Below are 15,111 nucleotides of genomic sequence, written 5' to 3'. Positions count from 1 at the left end.
AGATCGCCTCTTGGGTCGTTGACATGGTGTCCAGCGTGCACATGTTAGTCGAGGTAGTCTTTCTTGAACCTGTTCAGATCGCCCGCAACGCCGCGCAGCTGTTCCTGGGACGGAGGGGCATCATCGTGCGATCCGGGCGTGACGAGATTATGGGCCACCCGGAGCTTGCCCGGATGCGACGGATCGAGCTTAAGGAGACTGAATACCTTCGCGTTGAACTCACCGAAGTTCTTGCCGTCATAATCTGAAATCATGGCCTGACTGTCGCCGTCCGCCCGGCGGTCCTTGACGAGCAGCTCCTTGCAAAAGCGCTCAAGCACGTCGCGCAGTCGCGCTGCGCCGGTCTTTCGCTGATCGCCATCATGCGAGCTGATAAACGGGCGCGCCTGGACCAGCATCGTTGCGAGCGCATCGTCTCGGCCCTTGATCTCCGTTCCAATAACGGCGTTGTCGCGCATGATTTGGAACTGAGACACGCCCCGGTGCCCCCAGAGATGACCGATATCCTTCCAACTTTTGTAGTCTTGGGTGAGAACGATCACCTGGATTCCGGCGGCGAGGAGGGCTTCGATCACCGATGACTGGAAGTTGGTCCGGAAACCATCATCGCTGGTCAGCACCGGATCATCCAGAAGGACGAAGCCGGCGCCGCCATCGATGGCGCGGGCCAAGAATAGCGCGAGGCCCAGACAATGCAGCTGGGATTGGCTGAGGACAGCGACAGCGTCGCGCAGCTTGATGTCGCTCCGATCCTCCTTTGCGGATAGGGCAACCTTAAGATCAATCGTTCGCTTGGTTTTGGCGCCCCGCCGTTGCACGGCGCTAAAGAACGTCGGCTCTCCCGGACGCAGCCGTTCCCACCATTCCAATATTTGGGCGCTGAGATCGGCGAATTTCTCGTCCGCGACGGCCCCATTGGCTTTCTCGATCTCGCGGGCCGCCTGTTCGACGGCCTTAACCTTGGTGTTATGGTCGCGTAGTGCTTCAAGAGCTTCGAGTGCGGCATCGGGGGAGCGCGCAAGATGCAGAAGTGCATCCCAGCCCGCGATCTGCGCATTCTGGTCGACGGCCTTCTTCAATGGCTCGCCAATGACTTGGACCACCTGTCCGTAGGTCGCGTTATGAACCTCGAGCGATGCGTAAATTTGGTCGAGTTCACCAAGCGCATCGACAAGCGGCGGTGTATCCTTCCACGTCGCAACATCATCCAGGGCAGACCGAATCCGGTCACGGGTGCGAGCTAACGCCCGCTTTTGCTGGGTAGCTTCACGCCACAGGCGCCGCGCGGCGGTTGCCCATTGCTTCGTGCCCTCAGCATTTGCCGATAATTGAGCGATGCGGGCGATGCGGAATTGACGTTTCCGACGCTCTGCGCCGGTCACGAGCATAAAGCGAGGCAGGGCGGAGGTGACCGTGTCAGCAGTGCTCTGCAGCTTCGCATCGGTCGATCGAAGGGCTGCCATGAGGGTGCTTTCCGCGGTCTGGTAATTTTCATTGGCGGTCAGCTGGCTTTGAATGTGGGCGACCCGCTCAGGCGTGAGCGTCTTTTCACGACCGCAGAGGGGACAATCGATGGGGGCAGCGCAATCATGCACAGCCGGTATCGCAAGGGCGCTTTCGAATAAGGCAATGAGCCGACGCACTTCTTCCGCAATGGCATCGCGTTCGCGCAGGAACTCCGCAATGGCCCGCGCCAGCGTGCCGGCGGGGTCCATCCACGGTCCCAAGGCCTTACGCGAGAAGAGGTCGAGCGGGAAGGCAAGCGCGCGTCGGGATGCGAGTTCTTCGTCGAGCTGTTGTATGCGCTCTGGGAGCGAAGGTTTGGCAACGACGCCGATTTGCGTGAGCAACAGCTCGATCGCCGTGCTGAGCGCCTTTGCTAATGCAGCTTTCGTCTTTGCGTTGCGGATCGCGCGCGCGGCCGCGTCGAGACCGGTGATCTCTTCGAGTTCCCCAAGTTTCTGAAGTTCAAATGAATTCGGGGGCTGGAATGTCGGAATGATGTTCGCGACCGCAACGCGGAAATCTTCGAGATCCTGCGTGTCGAGTACGGCCCGGAAATAAGCCGCGCGATCGGTGGGCGAGGCCGTGAATACATAGGCCAGCGTGTGTTGGGCGAGTACGGGGGCGCGCAACGGAGGATGCAACAGCCGGAGCCCAATCTTGGCCTCGATATCTTGCTCAGAGCACGGAACGCCATCCAGTTCCGTTGCGCTCGCGCACGCCTGCGTGCCGTCATAGTCGGTCGTCAACGTTCGGCGGAAACGGCGAACCACACCATCGGTGCAAAGGAAAGTCGCTTCGACGAACACGGGCGTTGCCGCGGGAATATGCGCATTTCGCAACGATTGCGAAAATTCGTCCTTGGCACTGGCGAGAAGCTCGCGCCGGGCGATATGACCGGTTAGCAAAAACTCGATCGCTTCTGCGAGGCTGGTTTTTCCTTGACTATTTCCGCCCCATAGGGCGGCGACCGTCTCAGGAAGTGCGAAGGATTGAGCGCTCGTGCCGAAGCCGCGAAAGCCCTGCAGCCTAATTTTCTGGATTCGAAGGCTTCCCATCGCTCGGCATCTTCTTGGCAAAATGATTGTCGACGGCACCGCGCAGTCTTGCCTGGGCGCCACCCGGGTCCCCGTGGCGCCAGGCGGTCAGGAGTGCATGGGCGAGTCCGTCCGGCTTTAGGTGCGCGGCAAGCCTGTCGAAATCGGTCAGCGGCTGGGCCGGTTCGGCAGCCGTGGGATCTGGTGGTGTATCGGCCATTGTCATTCTTGGGTGAATTGTGAGGATCGCCATGGAACAACCGTGGCGCGAGCTTTCGCAAGGGGAAACTTACGGGGGCGGGCCCTTGTGCACAGCATCCACGCGAATAATTCCCAACATTTTCAACGATCAGACAACATCGCTTGCCCCTCGGGCCCTCCGATCGTTCAGCAGCCTACCGCCATGCGCAGCTCGTTCTCTCTCTTGAAATGAACGTAAGGCCTCATTCCATCGGCCGTGTCCGTCCATTAGAAATAGCTATCTCGATCTCCGACGCATTGTGAACGCTAAGGGATATTTGCTTCACCTGCCTTGAATGCCGGGTCGAACGTTATGAGGAGGTCGTGTGTTCGGGTCCGGCCAGCGCTGGCCAAAGGCAGTGATCCGTTTCCGCTCGCGACCCGAACCAGCTTCCAAGTTGGCGTAATGCTTCCGCTCGAAATGATCACGAATTTCACATTGTAGGAAAGAACGTCCTGTTTGAAAGCGGAATCCATTTTCGCAGACATTTTGGATGGCGGATTGGTGATCTCGGCCGCCAAATGGTCGAAGAGCCACTGTGAAATTTAGAGTTCGCTCTCTAGCAGCAGCGACGAGCCGTGCCAGTGCGGCGCCGCTGTTTCGCAGTTTTTGTTAGTATAACCCCGGAAGCGATTAAGGGCCCAATAGCTTCCAAACTTACCCGACGATGGCGCGATTTCTAGCTCTTAAGGCTGAAAGAAGCGGCTCAAAAAGATTCTGCAGTGCCTTATCGTCGAACTGATCCTTGTCTTGCGGACGATACACGGCGCTGCGCGGCGATTCGGCCTCATCTGATTGCGAGCTAATTTCCTCGATGCGCCGATCGATGGCGCGGAAGGCCGTGTCGAGATTGGTGACGCCCACGCGTGGCGCATACTTTTGAAGGGCCGTCTTGTAGTCACCGAGTTCCGTTTCGGAATCGATGTCGGAGATGCTCGCGTCGATATCGTCAAGCTGGCGCGTAATGGCGTCGTCAATATGGTGAGCGATATCGGTCTCGAAGACATCCTGCGCCGCATCCACGGCGTCGCAGAAGTTTTCAAATTCGTGCGGAAACAAATGCCCGTCGAGCAGGCCGATCACAGCCGCCTCGAGTTTTTCGAATAATGCGTCTGAGTCCTCGAGCCTAGTGTAATCCTTCTTGAGGCTGCGCAGAAGCCGTATCAGACCGATCTCGTCGCGAAAGACCGTGAAGTGCCCGCCGGCAGGCTTGTTTGCAAGCTGAAGCGCGAGATCCATGAATCGCGTGTCCTCGCTTGCGGTCCGCCATTCGAGGAGAAGGCGAATGCGCTCAGTGTTGGACAAATCGTAGAGGCGCCAGGTTGAGGTATCGCGGCTGTCCTGCTTCCATATCGGCATCGTCAGGAAGAGCTGCGCGGTATGGAGCAGGGATGTCGCGACGCGCTTTTGCTGCTCGGGCGGCAGCGGACATACGGTCCTGACATAGCTCCAGAGCTCGTCGGCCCAGGAGGCTTTCACCGCGGTATGCGCGAGGTCTTCGAGAAGGTCTGCATCATCGGCCAGATAGGTGATGAGGTAGTCCCGGAGCGACGGATTGACGAAGGAGACGCGCTGGTCACGGATTTCGAGATAGCCGCCTTCGAGGATCTTCAAGGCTTCCTCGAAATCCTTGGGGTCCTGTTCGATCGAGTATTTCTTGCAGAAGTAGGGGTGAAGCGCGTTGAAGGACGCGCGTAGCTCGTCGATATCGACGCCGTATTCCGAGCAGAAGAAGAGGCTGAACAGGAGATGGCGGCAGCGCGGCGTGATGTGCTTGCGGAAAGAGATATCCCACACCAGAAGCGGATTTTTCAGCGTGCTCAGAAAGCTAGCGGCGTAAGTCTCGGGCGGCAGGGAACGCAGATGCATGGCATCCGTCATCGCTTCGATGATGCGCGGATTATAGTTGGGGTGATCGATGATCTTCGGCAGCGCTTTGGCGTCCCAGAGCGCCTGGATATGCGCACGGGGCGTACCTGCGACAAGAAGATGGTTGTAGAGGATTCGAGCTCGGATCCGCCGGGTGTAAACGCCGACATCGAGCACATATTTCGTAATGTCGAGCGCCCGATCGGCAAGGTGTTCGGAAACCCGGCGCGCTTCCTCGAAGATCGGGGCGCGCGTCGTCAAGACGAAGCGCGCATTCTTCGAGCGCCGGACTCTCTTGATGAACTTGGCAAGTTCGGTGTCGTGCGCGGCCAGCGACTTGGTGTCCAACGCGGCACGGCCGAGAAAGTCGTCGAAAAAGAAGATCTGCTTTCGGCTATCGACAATCGAGGCAAAACCGTCGTCGAGGCTTCGGATCGCCACATACTCCCATTCCTCGCCGAGATAAGCATAGGAAATCATCTCGGCCAGCGTGGTCTTGCCGACGCCGGGCGGCCCGGAAATGATGATGACGTGCTCGGCCTCAAGTTTGTCGCGCGCTTGTTTGAAACTAGGATTCGGCGCATAGACACGGACCTTGACTTCGATTTCCTCGCGGGTGATCTCCGTGAACCGTCGCGATGCGGCGTGCAGGATACGATCGAGGACGGTTGAGCTGCTGAGCCAAAGCTTAATGTGAGCCCGCTCGATATCGCCAAATTTCCGCAACAGGGCGTTGATGTCGCCATGGCTGTAAATGTGAGCCGGATCGGAAAGCAGAGGGCCAAGGGTTCTGACCAGCTCAGCCTTGTTCTGAGGCGTCAGTGGGCGCGATGTCGCCAGAAGATATCGGGATTTGCGAAGGGATTTGAGCGCTTGGGGCACTTCGGCCATGGCACGCTGGAGTGCGCGGAAGGTCGAACCCGCGTAATGCTTCGCTTGCAGGACGGTTGTGCGGCCCGCTTTCGCATGGCGTCCGTCCAACCCGCCATCCGGGCCGGGGCCGAAAGCCTCGAACCGGACGCCAACCTCCGCCCCGATGAGATCCCGGGCGAGATCCTCGAAATCGGCTGGCGAGAGATTGGAGAAGGTGTAGCCGGACATCGGCGTGCTTCAATTTCAGGTGGAATAGCCATCTTAGGCTAGTATCGGTGACTTTCTAGCTCAAATAGCCGATTCTCTGTTCTAAAGTAAGACTTAGTTTCCTTTTGGAGGTATCATAGTAATACAATGAAGTTATGGCTTCCTAAGTAGTTATGAAGGCCTATATAGTCATCTATAGCTTCCATAAAGGAGCTGGGATCGGCCGATTGCCTAGATCAATAAACTGGAGCTTCCTGTGACGCTGAGAAAGGCGCAAGTCTTTTTTAAAGGCCAGCCCGCCGGCACGTTCGAAGAGACGGCCGACGGCGGGACGCGCTTTACCTATGCGACCGACTGGGCCGAGCCGATTGCGTGCTCCCTGCCGCCGACCCAGCGCGAGCATGAATGGCGCCAGGGCGTTCACCCCTTCTTTCAGCATCTGGCTCCCGAAGGATGGCTTCGCGAACAGCAAGCCCGCGTGGCCCACATCGCCGAAGAGGATGATTTTGGGCTTCTGCTGCGTTACGGCGCCGACTGCATTGGCGCGGTCGGCGTCAAGCGGACAGCTGAGGCGGCGGCCGATGATGCGCCCATCACTGAAGCTACCGCAAACCCGGGTCACACGGTCTCGGGCATTCAACGCAAGCTACTCGTTACCAAGCAAGCCAATGGCGCCTTCGCGCCGGCCGCGGCTGATGGCCTCGCGCCCTACATCGCCAAGTTCAATTCGGAACGCCTCGATACGCTCGTGCGCAACGAGGCCTTAAGCCTGCGCTGGAGCGCGGCCATCCTTGGCAAAGGCGAGGTGACCGACTTTACGTTGGGAACGGTTGCCACCATCAATGAGCCCGCGCTCGTGGTGACAAGGTTTGATCGGCTGGCCGATGGCAACAAGCTTCGCCTCGAGGACTTCGCGCAAATTCTCTGCAAGCCGCGCGGGCGGAACTTCGCCGGAAAATACGACGCGGCCTACGAAGACGTCGCGGCCGTCATCCGGGATCATTCGGTCCGGCCCGAGATCGATCAGGCCCGCTTCTTCCGTCGCCTTGTCGTCTTTGTGCTCGTCGGTAATTGCGATGGCCATCTCAAGAATTTCTCGCTTCTCGAAACAGAAGCAGGGCTTCGCCTGTCGCCAGCCTATGACATCGTCAACACCGCCTTCTATGACGGCTTCGACCAGCAACTCGCGCTCTCGATCGATGGGAAAAAGCCAAACCTCGACGACGTGACCAAGGAAACGCTCGTCGCGTTCGGCTTGAGCATTGGTCTATCGCAGCGAGTGATTGATCAGGTCTTCAATGATCTTGCAACGCGCGTGAAGCGCGCCAGCAACATCTTGCAGCCGCCGCAAGGCGAGCCGCCCGAGGGTTTTGTCCATCGCTATTCTGAAATCGTGAGCCGCGCATGTCTGAGAATTTTCGGGAACTAGCTCCGCTCAACTGGCAAGCCTATGTTGAGGAGGCTATCCGTCGGCGGAAAAAGGAAAAGCTCACGCAGCGTGAGCACGCGGCGCTTGCCAGCGTCAGTGTTCCCACGATCGTGTCCTTCGATCGAGGCGAGACGACGCTCAGCCTCGGCAAAGCATTCGATATTCTGCGCGTGGTAGGCCTTGTCCGGGAGCCGAACCCGTTTGGGGCGCAAGGCGCTTTCGTGCAAGAAGCCTTCGCGCGTTGGCGCGAGCTGACGGCGGCGTTGCCTAAGGACTCGCCCGGGCGCTTTCCGCATGGATGGTACCGTTTCGACTATGCGCTTGAAGGCGAGCTGAAGCCGATCGAACTTCATAACTTCCCGGCGCTTTTCCGCCAGGCCGTTGTCCGCCACACGGGCTGGCCGCTCTTTCTTTTTCTCACCCGGCCTGAATTCGCGCCTTACGAAATCGACGGCACCCTGGAGTGTTGGCTGAAGCCTGAAGATGCTGGGGCTAATCGGCCGCTTGGGGATGCCGCCCATTGTGACTTCTGGCGCGCCGCGCCGACGGGCCGGACCGTGACCATGCGTGGGTACCAAGAAGATGGGCAGGAAACATTCCCGGCGGGGACCATCTTTGATACGACGCTTCCCACCTGGCGCATGGGGGAAGCGCTGCTTCACGCAAGCAATCTCACCCAGCTTCTTGCCGAAGATCCCAAGGGCGTGAAGGTCAAGTTCCGCGCCGTTTACACCGGCCTCAGCGGCCGGGTGCTTCGCGCCTGGGGCAACCCCATGAGCGATCTCATGATGGAGGGCAGTGCCGCACGCAGCGACGAAGCCATCCTCGAAGCCGTCGTTCCGGCAGACGAGGTTGAAACGAATCTCGCGAAATGGCTTCACCCGCTGGTGGCCTCATTGTTTGAACGGTTCGGGGTCACCGGCCTAACCGTCGAGCGCGTCAACGCCGAGCTTGATCGAATGCGGGAAAATAACTTCCATTCGGTCAGAAGCTAGCCAACTGCGTGCGTATTGGCCGAACAGGTGACGCAGGGGGCTTGAAAAGAATGCCACTCAGTAGCCGTTTCATTAAGCAGCTGATCCTCGTCAATGATCAGGTATGCTTAACCGATGGCATGGCCGACCCGACGCCAAATTCGCGCGCTTCGTAGCTGGCCGCCGCCACGACGCCGCGCTCGCGAGATCCTCCGACGGCGACCGTGCCACGAAGATCAGATTGTCCCGCTGCTCGACGGACGCATAGAAGGCGTCCATGTCGATGTGGATGATCTTACGTTGGCGGCTCGGGGAAGCTGCCTGGTCGTCATCGTCCTCGATGGTCACGTCGCTAGTCCGGCCGTGTCTTCCTTGACGCCGCGGGCGACGATCTGCAGCGTGTCGTCCGGAAGCGGCCGCTGCAGCTTCATGGCCTCGTCCAAAGGGGCCATCATCCACGTTTCGACTTCGTCCGGCGTGGTCAGAATCACCGGCATGGCCTTCGGATGGATGGCGCCGATCTCGACGTTTGGCTCGGTGGTGAGGAACGCGTAGAGGTCGTTGGTCGTCTCACCTTCCTTGACCTTCCGAACGGATGTCCAATTGGTCCAGATGCCGGCGAAGCAGGCGAGGGGACGGGTCTCGTCGAGCGCGAACCAGATGTCACCGCCCTCGGCCTTGTTGAACTCGCTGAACGAGTTGAATGGCACCACACAGCGGTTTTCGATCCCCAGCCATCGCGTCCAGTGTTTGCTCTTCACGTTGCGAATGTTAGTGGTGCCGCCGTCTGGCTCCATCCGCAGCATTTCCTTGAAATCGACGGTCTTGCCCTTGGCCTGGAGTTTCTCGGCTCGTTTCTTGGTGGCATCCATCAGCGCCTTTGACGATGACGGCATTCCCCACCGCGCAGTGGTGAGTTCGCGGCCCTCGGCCCCGTTGCGCACGATCGGTGCCTTGTAATCTGGAAAAACCCCGGGCATCGGCGCCAGATTGCCGACGTATCGGTTCACGACACAATGCGCTGATTGCGGCTTGGTTGGTCGTGATCGAGTAGAGATTGCACATCGGTCAGGCTTCGGTCCGAAGGTGGCGCGGCTGCCAAGCCAGTTGTAGCAGAGTCGCGGAAGGACGCCGGCCCGCCTTGGCGCATTTGCGGCAGCGCAGCCGGCTGGCGAGATCGTGCACGAAGGTGGTCGGCGGATGCTTCATCGCCGCGAGGTCAACGTCGCTCGGCGTCTTGCAGCGCGCGCACTGGATCTCCAGCCAAGGGAAGCCGCCATTCACCGCTTGGTCGATCGTCGGGGACGGATCAATCGGTTCTCCGTCTGACCACATGCGTTCGTTCCAACTCTCGCATAGCAGCTTGTCGGCCTGCTGGATGAGCGCTTCCCCCTTCGCTCGCGACTCCCCCGATCGGGCAGCCAGGATGTTGGCCATTGCCCGCGCCTTGCCGAGCTCTTTCGCCAGAGCCTTGCGGTCGCCGCCCGACAGGGGCGTAGGGTGATACTTCGGGGCCATCCAGACATCCAGGCACAAAGAGATCGGATCGGCGATCTGGAGCGGGCTACGGCGTCTCGAACGCCGGCCAGCACCCGTCTTCTTCATGCCTGCCGGTGCGTTGCTGGCAGGTATTGTCGAGCAGCCGCTGCGCGACGTCCTTCCAGACCGCGTTGCCGCCGTACAATCGGACTGCGTCGGCGGTCTGGATTTCCACGGTCCGCTCGCAGCGGCGGCAGGAGATGCGCAGCACGTGGCGCTGGATCTCCGCAAGACGTCGTTGCCGAAGCTGGGCCCCGGTCGCGTCGGCGCGAGGATCTTTGAGGACCGCTTCCCAGTATTCGGCCGCGAGCGGCGCATTTGGAGCCGCAGCTGGGGAATCCGGCCTGCAGGCGGCTTCAGCGGCCAGCTTTTCCATCTGCTTTGGCGTCGGCATGCGCCAGCTCGCGGGTCGATCGGTCATTTTCGAATTAGAACATAAAGAGAACGAAAGTCGAGTCCGCTCCGGCCCGCGTCGAGAAAAATCATCGTGGGGGAAGGGGCGCGGTGTCGGAACCAAGCTGGGTGGATCGTCTTGATTCCGGCATCAGTATCGGAGTTCCCCCAATAGCCCCCCGCGCTAACTGGAAAGGCTTCCTGCGTCTTTCCCTCGTCACCTGTCCGGTCGCGCTCTATCCGGCCACATCGGAATCCGAAAAGGTCTCATTCAACCAGCTCAACCGGAAGACCGGCCACCGCATCAAGTACGCTAAGATCGACGCCGACACCGGCGAGGAGGTTGCCAATGAGGATATCGTCAAGGGCTACAAGGTCGACACCGACACCTTTATTGAGGTGACGAAGGAGGAACTCGACAACGTCGCGCTGGAATCGACGCGGACCATCGAGATCGACGAGTTCGTCGACCGCAGCGAGATCGATCCGAGGTATCTGATCCGTCCTTACTACCTGGTGCCGGACGGAAAGGTTGGCCACGACGCCTTCGCCGTCGTCCGCGAAACCATTCGCGAGATGAACAAGGTTGCCATCGGACGCGTGGTGCTGACCAACCGCGAGCACATCATCGCCCTCGAGCCGCTGGACAAGGGGTTGATGGGAACGCTGCTACGCTATCCCTACGAAGTGCGTTCCGCGGACGAGTATTTCGACGACATCCAGGATGTCAAAGTCACCAAGGACATGCTCGATCTCGCCAGGCATATCGTCAACCAGAAGGCGGGACATTTCGAGCCGGACAAGTTCGAAGACCAGTACGAAACCGCTCTCATCGAGCTCATCAACCAGAAGCGCGCCGGCAAACCCATCACCGCGAAAGCGCGACCCCGCGGCGAGAACGTGGTCGATCTGATGGAAGCACTGCGCAAGAGCATCGGACGAGAGGGGGCCGCGGCAGAGGCATCCAAGAAATCAGGAAAAAAGCCGCGCAAGGCGGCCGCCGGGCAGAAGGAAATGCTGATGCCGATCGCAGGCAAAAAGCCGGCGAAAGAGGCCGCGGCGAAGAAGCCGGCGGCCAAGCCGCAGCGGAAGTCGGCTTAGGTATCTCGTGAGGCATTCGGTGACGCCGGACGGCCACTGTTTTGTTGTTCGCGGCAGGCTCTGGCGGAGGGCAAATCACACTCTCGAGATGTCACGCGAGATCATTTCGTCGACAGGCTAATGGTGGCCCGGCGGGCGGTGCGCGACGCCAGGAAAGGCGACAGACGGCGAAGCCGAAGCAACGGGGCATAGGGCCGTGGACGAGGTTAAGCGGGCGCTCGGCTAGCGCGGCTAGCATGCCATCGCCATTTCTCTGTCGCCGGCATGACGTATTGGCATTGCTCGGGATGAACACACCCGTTGGTTCCCTCAGAGGCAGATGGACGCGGTGTCAGTAGCGACGCGGAAGTGAAAGCGGGCCAGTTCCTTCGAGAGGGCGTTGCGCAGCCGATGAGGCGGTATAGGTACTTCAGACAATCGCCACAAAATTCACCGACACGCTTCCCTACAGACAGTCTTCACGAAGGGCGTTATGTCCCAGTATTCACTAGACGTATTGCGTCAGCGCTACATCGTCGAGAAAAGACCGCTCGAGGCCAGCGTGGAGCAGATCTTGCGGGCCGACAGCCGCGCAGGAGCGCGTGCCATCCTGGCTGCAATCGATAAACGTCGCTTCGAAAATCGGTCCGAAGGGCAGCGCCTCCGCAAGATGCTCCGCTTCGAGACCTCGCTCTGGGAGAGCGGCCATTTTGCCGTGGCAGGTGTGGACGAGGCCGGAATGAGCCCTCTCGCCGGGCCCGTGTCCGCTGGAGCCGTGATCCTTAAACCAGGCACGCGGATAGTCGGGATCGACGACTCGAAAAAACTCGACGCCGCGGCTCGCGAAGAACTCGCGAAGGAAATCAAAGAAAAGGCAGAGAGTTGGTGCGTAGCATTCGTCGAGGTCGAGGAGATCGACGCAATCAACATCTATTGGGCAGGCATCCAGGCGATGCAGCGGGCGGTCCGGGGGCTAGGGTTGACGCCGCAGCACTTGCTGATCGATGCGAAGCGGTTGAAGGAAATCGACATCCCTCAGCAGGCAATTATTAAGGGCGATGCCAAGTCCGCCAGCATCGCGGCCGCCTCCATCCTCGCGAAAGTCGAGCGCGACAGGGTCATGCGGGCGCTCGACGTGCGTCACCCCGGCTACGGATTCGCTGATCACAAGGGCTACCCGGTGCCGGCTCATTATGAGGCGCTCGCCAGCCTTGGCGCATGCGCAGCTCACCGGCGATCGTTCGGACCGGTACGCAAGGCTCTCGGGTTGCCGCCCCTGCCGCCGTGGCCTTCGACATCCGAGCGCGAAGCCGGCTGAATTCTAAGTCGTATGCTTCGTCACAAGCGCATTATTTTCGCGACCGGCTCCTTTCGCGAACAACGTCCTTCGCGTTTTTGTCAGACCGCAGCCCGAGATAGACCGGCTGGCGCAGCTCACCCTTGCTGGTCCACTCCGCGAACTTCACTTCTGCGACCAACGCAGGACGCACCCAAGTCGTGACCTGCTCATCCTTCACCTTGGCAGGGAACGGCGACTTTGCCGTTTTGAGCTTCATTAGCATGGCGTGAAGCTCTTCGAGAGTCTGGTGGCTGAAGCCGGTGCCGACGTGGCCGATGTACCGCCAGGCGTCATCTTCGCGTACCGCCAGCACGAGGGCGCCGAAGAAGGGCCGGGTTCGCCTCGGAGCCGTGAAGCCGGCGATCACGACCTCCTGCCGCTGCGCGGTCTTCACCTTCAGCCAATCGGCGGTCCGGCGTCCGGACGCGTACGGGCTGTCGGCGCGCTTGGCCATGATGCCTTCGAGATGTCTCAGCTCGGCTTGTGCAAAGAACTTTGTGCCATTGCCTTTGCGATGGTTGCTGAACGCGATCAGCTTGTGACGGGGCAGGATGGCCTTGAGCCGCTTCTTGCGCTCGAGGAGCGGCAGCGCACGCAGATCCTCCCCGCCTGTGAACATGAGGTCGAACGCACAGTATAAGAGCTTAGCCTCATGGCGCAGCGCGTTCTGAAGCAACTGGAAATGGGATACGCCGTCCTTTCCGATCGCAACCAGCTCGCCATCGATGACAGCGTCCGCCTTCACGCCTTCAAGTGCTTTCGCGACCTCGACATAGGAGTGGCTGATGATCTTCCCGTTGCGACTGTAGAGTGCGACCCGACCACCCCGGATTTCCGCGACCATGCGAAAACCATCGAATTTGTCCTCGAAGACCCAATTGGGATCGTCGAAGGCCGAATCCGTCAGCGTGGCCAGCATGGGCTGCAGGCGGCGAGGCACAGTTGATTTTCGAGCCATGGCTGGACGACGGGAAGAGAGATGGGCAGGAACGAGTGGAATGTATCGTGAGTTCCGTGCGACACTTGAAGAAGATGGCCTGGCCCAGGTCAAAAAGCCAGGGCGTGCAACGTCACCGGGTGCGTTGCCTGCGCTCTGAGCGGCCTTTGTGACAATTCTGCTCGCCAATTCGATGCTGTACTTGGGGCGAAGTTTAACATTCCTGAATCCACAAGTCGGCAAGACCGGTTAGGATGGGGTTTTCCCTCTTGGGGGCACCTCATGTTCGACACGGCAACCACCGCGCTTTTGCGCGCGGTCCTCGATGAAGTCTGCGAATGCGTCTCGCAGCGCGAGATCGGCGCACGGACCCACGTCGCCTCGAAAATTCTGGAGGCCGCTACCAGGGGCGAGATTTCTCCGGAGGCTCTTAAGCAGGTCGCTCGCGATGCCCTCTCGCACGCGCCCACGATGTGGCGCTGATCCGGAGGAGCGGGCGTGAACTTCCAGGTGACCGTCCTCAAGATCCTGGTGGCATATCCGGATGGGTTTGCCGTGATGGAGGACCTCAAGAGGGACATGGCCATCCTGGCGACCAGCGGACGCGATTGGGCGGACCGGACCAGACGCCTCGCGGCGCGGGTCCCGGATCTCGACATCTGGTCACAAGGGCTGGTCGAACGCACCAGCGGCGGTTGGAAGATCACGTCCAAAGGACGGGCGGCGCTGGAGTTCATGGAAGCCCGCCCTGCTGCACCCGAGCCGAGCCAGGCATCGGTGGTCGAGGAGACTACAGCTGCAATGGAGGTCGCGACGGACGTTCCTCCTCTGCGGCAGCCCGCCGATCGTGCCAAGCGTCGCCGCGAGCGCCGGGAGCGTCGCCGTGAGGCCCGTGAACGAGCGAGGGCGAATGCCTCTTGAGGGACGGTCGAGCCAAAGAAAAAGCCGCCAGCGAAGCTGGGCGGCTTGATAGTCCCGGACCGTCGATTGCTTCCCCAGCCCCAAGCGTACCGCCATTACCTTGTTTGCGGCCATGCCAGCGCGATCCACCGAGCGCTTTTCGATTCGGCCATCGATCGGCCGAGTTGTACGCCGGGCTCTTACAGCGCCGGCAAGGTTTCAAAGGAGGTGGACGGGAGGCGCACCCGCGCGGTGTCGCCGGCCGCTACCGCTCCACCGGCCCGAACCACTCCCAGCACCCCGCATTTGAATGGAGGCCCTGTTTCCGCCGACGAGAGCACGTGCCGTTTCAGGCCAGCTCGGAAACGGTCGATAAGAACACAGGGCGTGCGGAGGCCTGTCAACTCGATGATCGCCGTGGGCCCGAGCTCGATCAGCGTCCCGAGCGGCATCAGTTCGAGGTCCAGTCCGGCCGTGGTGATGTTCTCGCCGAGGTCTCCCGCTGCGACTGCGAAGCCAGCTTCCCGGAGGTGCGCAAATCGCTCGGATGGGATCAGGTGAACCTGCCGCAGATTGGGAAGCCGGGGCTGGCGACGGGCGAGGTATCGGGTCGTCCGTGAACAAGGCTCTAAGCGATTGAGCAGGAGTCAGTTTTCCGGTTGCGGCGGCATTTGAGATTGCAGGGATTGGGGGCTTGAGGCCCCCAAATCTTGCAATTGTCGTTTGTGGATTCCCTTTCGCTGCGGGCCATGATTCTGTGGTGCATCGGAGGGGCCGATGCGACCGAAGA

The 15,111-nt window shown here is 60.3% G+C and carries 13 protein-coding genes and 2 pseudogenes; 6 read left to right on the top strand and 9 right to left on the bottom strand.

The window, feature by feature from the left end; all coding sequences use genetic code 11:
• Positions 1 to 44 precede the first annotated feature (44 nt).
• The 3 genes from BRA1253DRAFT_RS12710 to BRA1253DRAFT_RS12705 form a co-directional block, all read right to left on the bottom strand.
• Positions 45 to 2,561: an AAA family ATPase gene (locus BRA1253DRAFT_RS12710; RefSeq protein WP_007594594.1), complete on the bottom strand. Its 2,517-nt coding sequence runs from the start codon at positions 2,559 to 2,561 to the stop codon at positions 45 to 47.
• The gene (locus BRA1253DRAFT_RS43525) at positions 2,533 to 2,793 is read right to left on the bottom strand and encodes a hypothetical protein (protein ID WP_157158582.1); all 261 of its coding nucleotides are present in this window, start codon (positions 2,791 to 2,793) and stop codon (positions 2,533 to 2,535) included. The genes BRA1253DRAFT_RS12710 and BRA1253DRAFT_RS43525 overlap by 29 nt, the downstream gene beginning before the upstream one ends.
• A 645-nt stretch (positions 2,794 to 3,438) precedes the next feature.
• On the bottom strand, positions 3,439 to 5,751 hold the full coding sequence (locus BRA1253DRAFT_RS12705) for a restriction endonuclease (protein WP_007594593.1): 2,313 nt from the start codon (positions 5,749 to 5,751) through the stop codon (positions 3,439 to 3,441).
• A 235-nt stretch (positions 5,752 to 5,986) separates the two neighbouring features.
• Here BRA1253DRAFT_RS12705 and BRA1253DRAFT_RS12700 point away from each other — a divergent pair, with 235 nt between their 5' ends.
• The gene (locus tag BRA1253DRAFT_RS12700) at positions 5,987 to 7,159 is read left to right on the top strand and encodes a type II toxin-antitoxin system HipA family toxin (RefSeq protein WP_007594591.1); all 1,173 of its coding nucleotides are present in this window, start codon (positions 5,987 to 5,989) and stop codon (positions 7,157 to 7,159) included.
• Entirely contained in the window at positions 7,135 to 8,154 is a 1,020-nt protein-coding gene (locus tag BRA1253DRAFT_RS12695; protein ID WP_007594589.1) for a transcriptional regulator, read from the top strand. The genes BRA1253DRAFT_RS12700 and BRA1253DRAFT_RS12695 overlap by 25 nt, the downstream gene beginning before the upstream one ends.
• A gap of 109 nt (positions 8,155 to 8,263) precedes the next feature.
• Here the strand turns inward: BRA1253DRAFT_RS12695 and BRA1253DRAFT_RS41415 are convergent.
• The 4 genes and pseudogenes from BRA1253DRAFT_RS41415 to BRA1253DRAFT_RS12680 all read right to left on the bottom strand — a co-directional run.
• Positions 8,264 to 8,481: pseudogene (locus BRA1253DRAFT_RS41415) on the bottom strand (DNA polymerase IV); the annotation flags it as partial.
• Positions 8,478 to 9,198: pseudogene (locus tag BRA1253DRAFT_RS12690) on the bottom strand (SOS response-associated peptidase). The pseudogenes BRA1253DRAFT_RS12690 and BRA1253DRAFT_RS41415, both read right to left, overlap by 4 nt.
• A 3-nt stretch (positions 9,199 to 9,201) precedes the next feature.
• A complete protein-coding gene (locus BRA1253DRAFT_RS12685; RefSeq protein WP_007594581.1) occupies positions 9,202 to 9,651 on the bottom strand; it encodes a hypothetical protein in 450 nt (149 codons plus the stop codon).
• A 46-nt stretch (positions 9,652 to 9,697) separates the two neighbouring features.
• A complete protein-coding gene (locus BRA1253DRAFT_RS12680) occupies positions 9,698 to 10,093 on the bottom strand; it encodes a hypothetical protein (RefSeq protein ID WP_007594579.1) in 396 nt (131 codons plus the stop codon).
• 143 nt (positions 10,094 to 10,236) lie between these two features.
• On the opposite strand from BRA1253DRAFT_RS12680, the gene BRA1253DRAFT_RS12675 reads away from it, so the two are divergent.
• Positions 10,237 to 11,166, top strand: a complete 930-nt coding sequence (locus tag BRA1253DRAFT_RS12675; protein ID WP_035995157.1) for a Ku protein — start codon at positions 10,237 to 10,239, stop codon at positions 11,164 to 11,166.
• A gap of 472 nt (positions 11,167 to 11,638) precedes the next feature.
• Positions 11,639 to 12,463, top strand: a complete 825-nt coding sequence (locus tag BRA1253DRAFT_RS12670; RefSeq protein ID WP_007594575.1) for a ribonuclease HII — start codon at positions 11,639 to 11,641, stop codon at positions 12,461 to 12,463.
• A gap of 31 nt (positions 12,464 to 12,494) precedes the next feature.
• Here the strand turns inward: BRA1253DRAFT_RS12670 and ligD are convergent, their stop codons facing one another.
• A complete protein-coding gene (gene ligD / locus BRA1253DRAFT_RS12665) occupies positions 12,495 to 13,442 on the bottom strand; it encodes a non-homologous end-joining DNA ligase (RefSeq protein ID WP_007594573.1) in 948 nt (315 codons plus the stop codon).
• Positions 13,443 to 13,703: 261 nt separating this feature from the next.
• Here ligD and BRA1253DRAFT_RS12660 point away from each other — a divergent pair, with 261 nt between their 5' ends.
• Positions 13,704 to 13,904, top strand: coding sequence for a hypothetical protein (locus BRA1253DRAFT_RS12660; protein ID WP_007594572.1), 201 nt, complete (start codon positions 13,704 to 13,706; stop codon positions 13,902 to 13,904).
• A gap of 15 nt (positions 13,905 to 13,919) precedes the next feature.
• Positions 13,920 to 14,342: a hypothetical protein gene (locus BRA1253DRAFT_RS44425; protein ID WP_007594570.1), complete on the top strand. Its 423-nt coding sequence runs from the start codon at positions 13,920 to 13,922 to the stop codon at positions 14,340 to 14,342.
• 179 nt (positions 14,343 to 14,521) lie between these two features.
• On the opposite strand, the gene BRA1253DRAFT_RS45195 is transcribed toward BRA1253DRAFT_RS44425, so the two are convergent.
• Positions 14,522 to 14,875, bottom strand: a complete 354-nt coding sequence (locus BRA1253DRAFT_RS45195; RefSeq protein ID WP_245286084.1) for an MOSC domain-containing protein — start codon at positions 14,873 to 14,875, stop codon at positions 14,522 to 14,524.
• Between the last annotated feature and the right edge of the window lie 236 nt (positions 14,876 to 15,111).

Origin of the sequence: Bradyrhizobium sp. WSM1253 (assembly GCF_000244935.1) — a bacterium.
Classification (GTDB): Bacteria; Pseudomonadota; Alphaproteobacteria; order Rhizobiales; family Xanthobacteraceae; genus Bradyrhizobium; species Bradyrhizobium canariense.
Note: the sequence above shows the minus strand (reverse complement) of the source record. Positions and strands in the feature narration are given on the sequence as shown.

What these genes read in the sequence shown, in the direction of transcription:
- BRA1253DRAFT_RS12710 (WP_007594594.1), bottom strand. Translation starts at nt 2,561, where the DNA reads ATGGGAAGCCTTCGAATCCAGAAAATTAGGCTGCAGGGCTTTCGCGGC.
- BRA1253DRAFT_RS12660 (WP_007594572.1), top strand. Translation starts at nt 13,704, where the DNA reads ATGTTCGACACGGCAACCACCGCGCTTTTGCGCGCGGTCCTCGATGAA.
- BRA1253DRAFT_RS12685 (WP_007594581.1), bottom strand. Translation starts at nt 9,651, where the DNA reads ATGGCCCCGAAGTATCACCCTACGCCCCTGTCGGGCGGCGACCGCAAG.
- ligD (WP_007594573.1), bottom strand. Translation starts at nt 13,442, where the DNA reads ATGGCTCGAAAATCAACTGTGCCTCGCCGCCTGCAGCCCATGCTGGCC.
- BRA1253DRAFT_RS12670 (WP_007594575.1), top strand. Translation starts at nt 11,639, where the DNA reads ATGTCCCAGTATTCACTAGACGTATTGCGTCAGCGCTACATCGTCGAG.
- BRA1253DRAFT_RS12705 (WP_007594593.1), bottom strand. Translation starts at nt 5,751, where the DNA reads ATGTCCGGCTACACCTTCTCCAATCTCTCGCCAGCCGATTTCGAGGAT.
- BRA1253DRAFT_RS12695 (WP_007594589.1), top strand. Translation starts at nt 7,135, where the DNA reads ATGTCTGAGAATTTTCGGGAACTAGCTCCGCTCAACTGGCAAGCCTAT.
- BRA1253DRAFT_RS12680 (WP_007594579.1), bottom strand. Translation starts at nt 10,093, where the DNA reads ATGACCGATCGACCCGCGAGCTGGCGCATGCCGACGCCAAAGCAGATG.
- BRA1253DRAFT_RS43525 (WP_157158582.1), bottom strand. Translation starts at nt 2,793, where the DNA reads ATGGCGATCCTCACAATTCACCCAAGAATGACAATGGCCGATACACCA.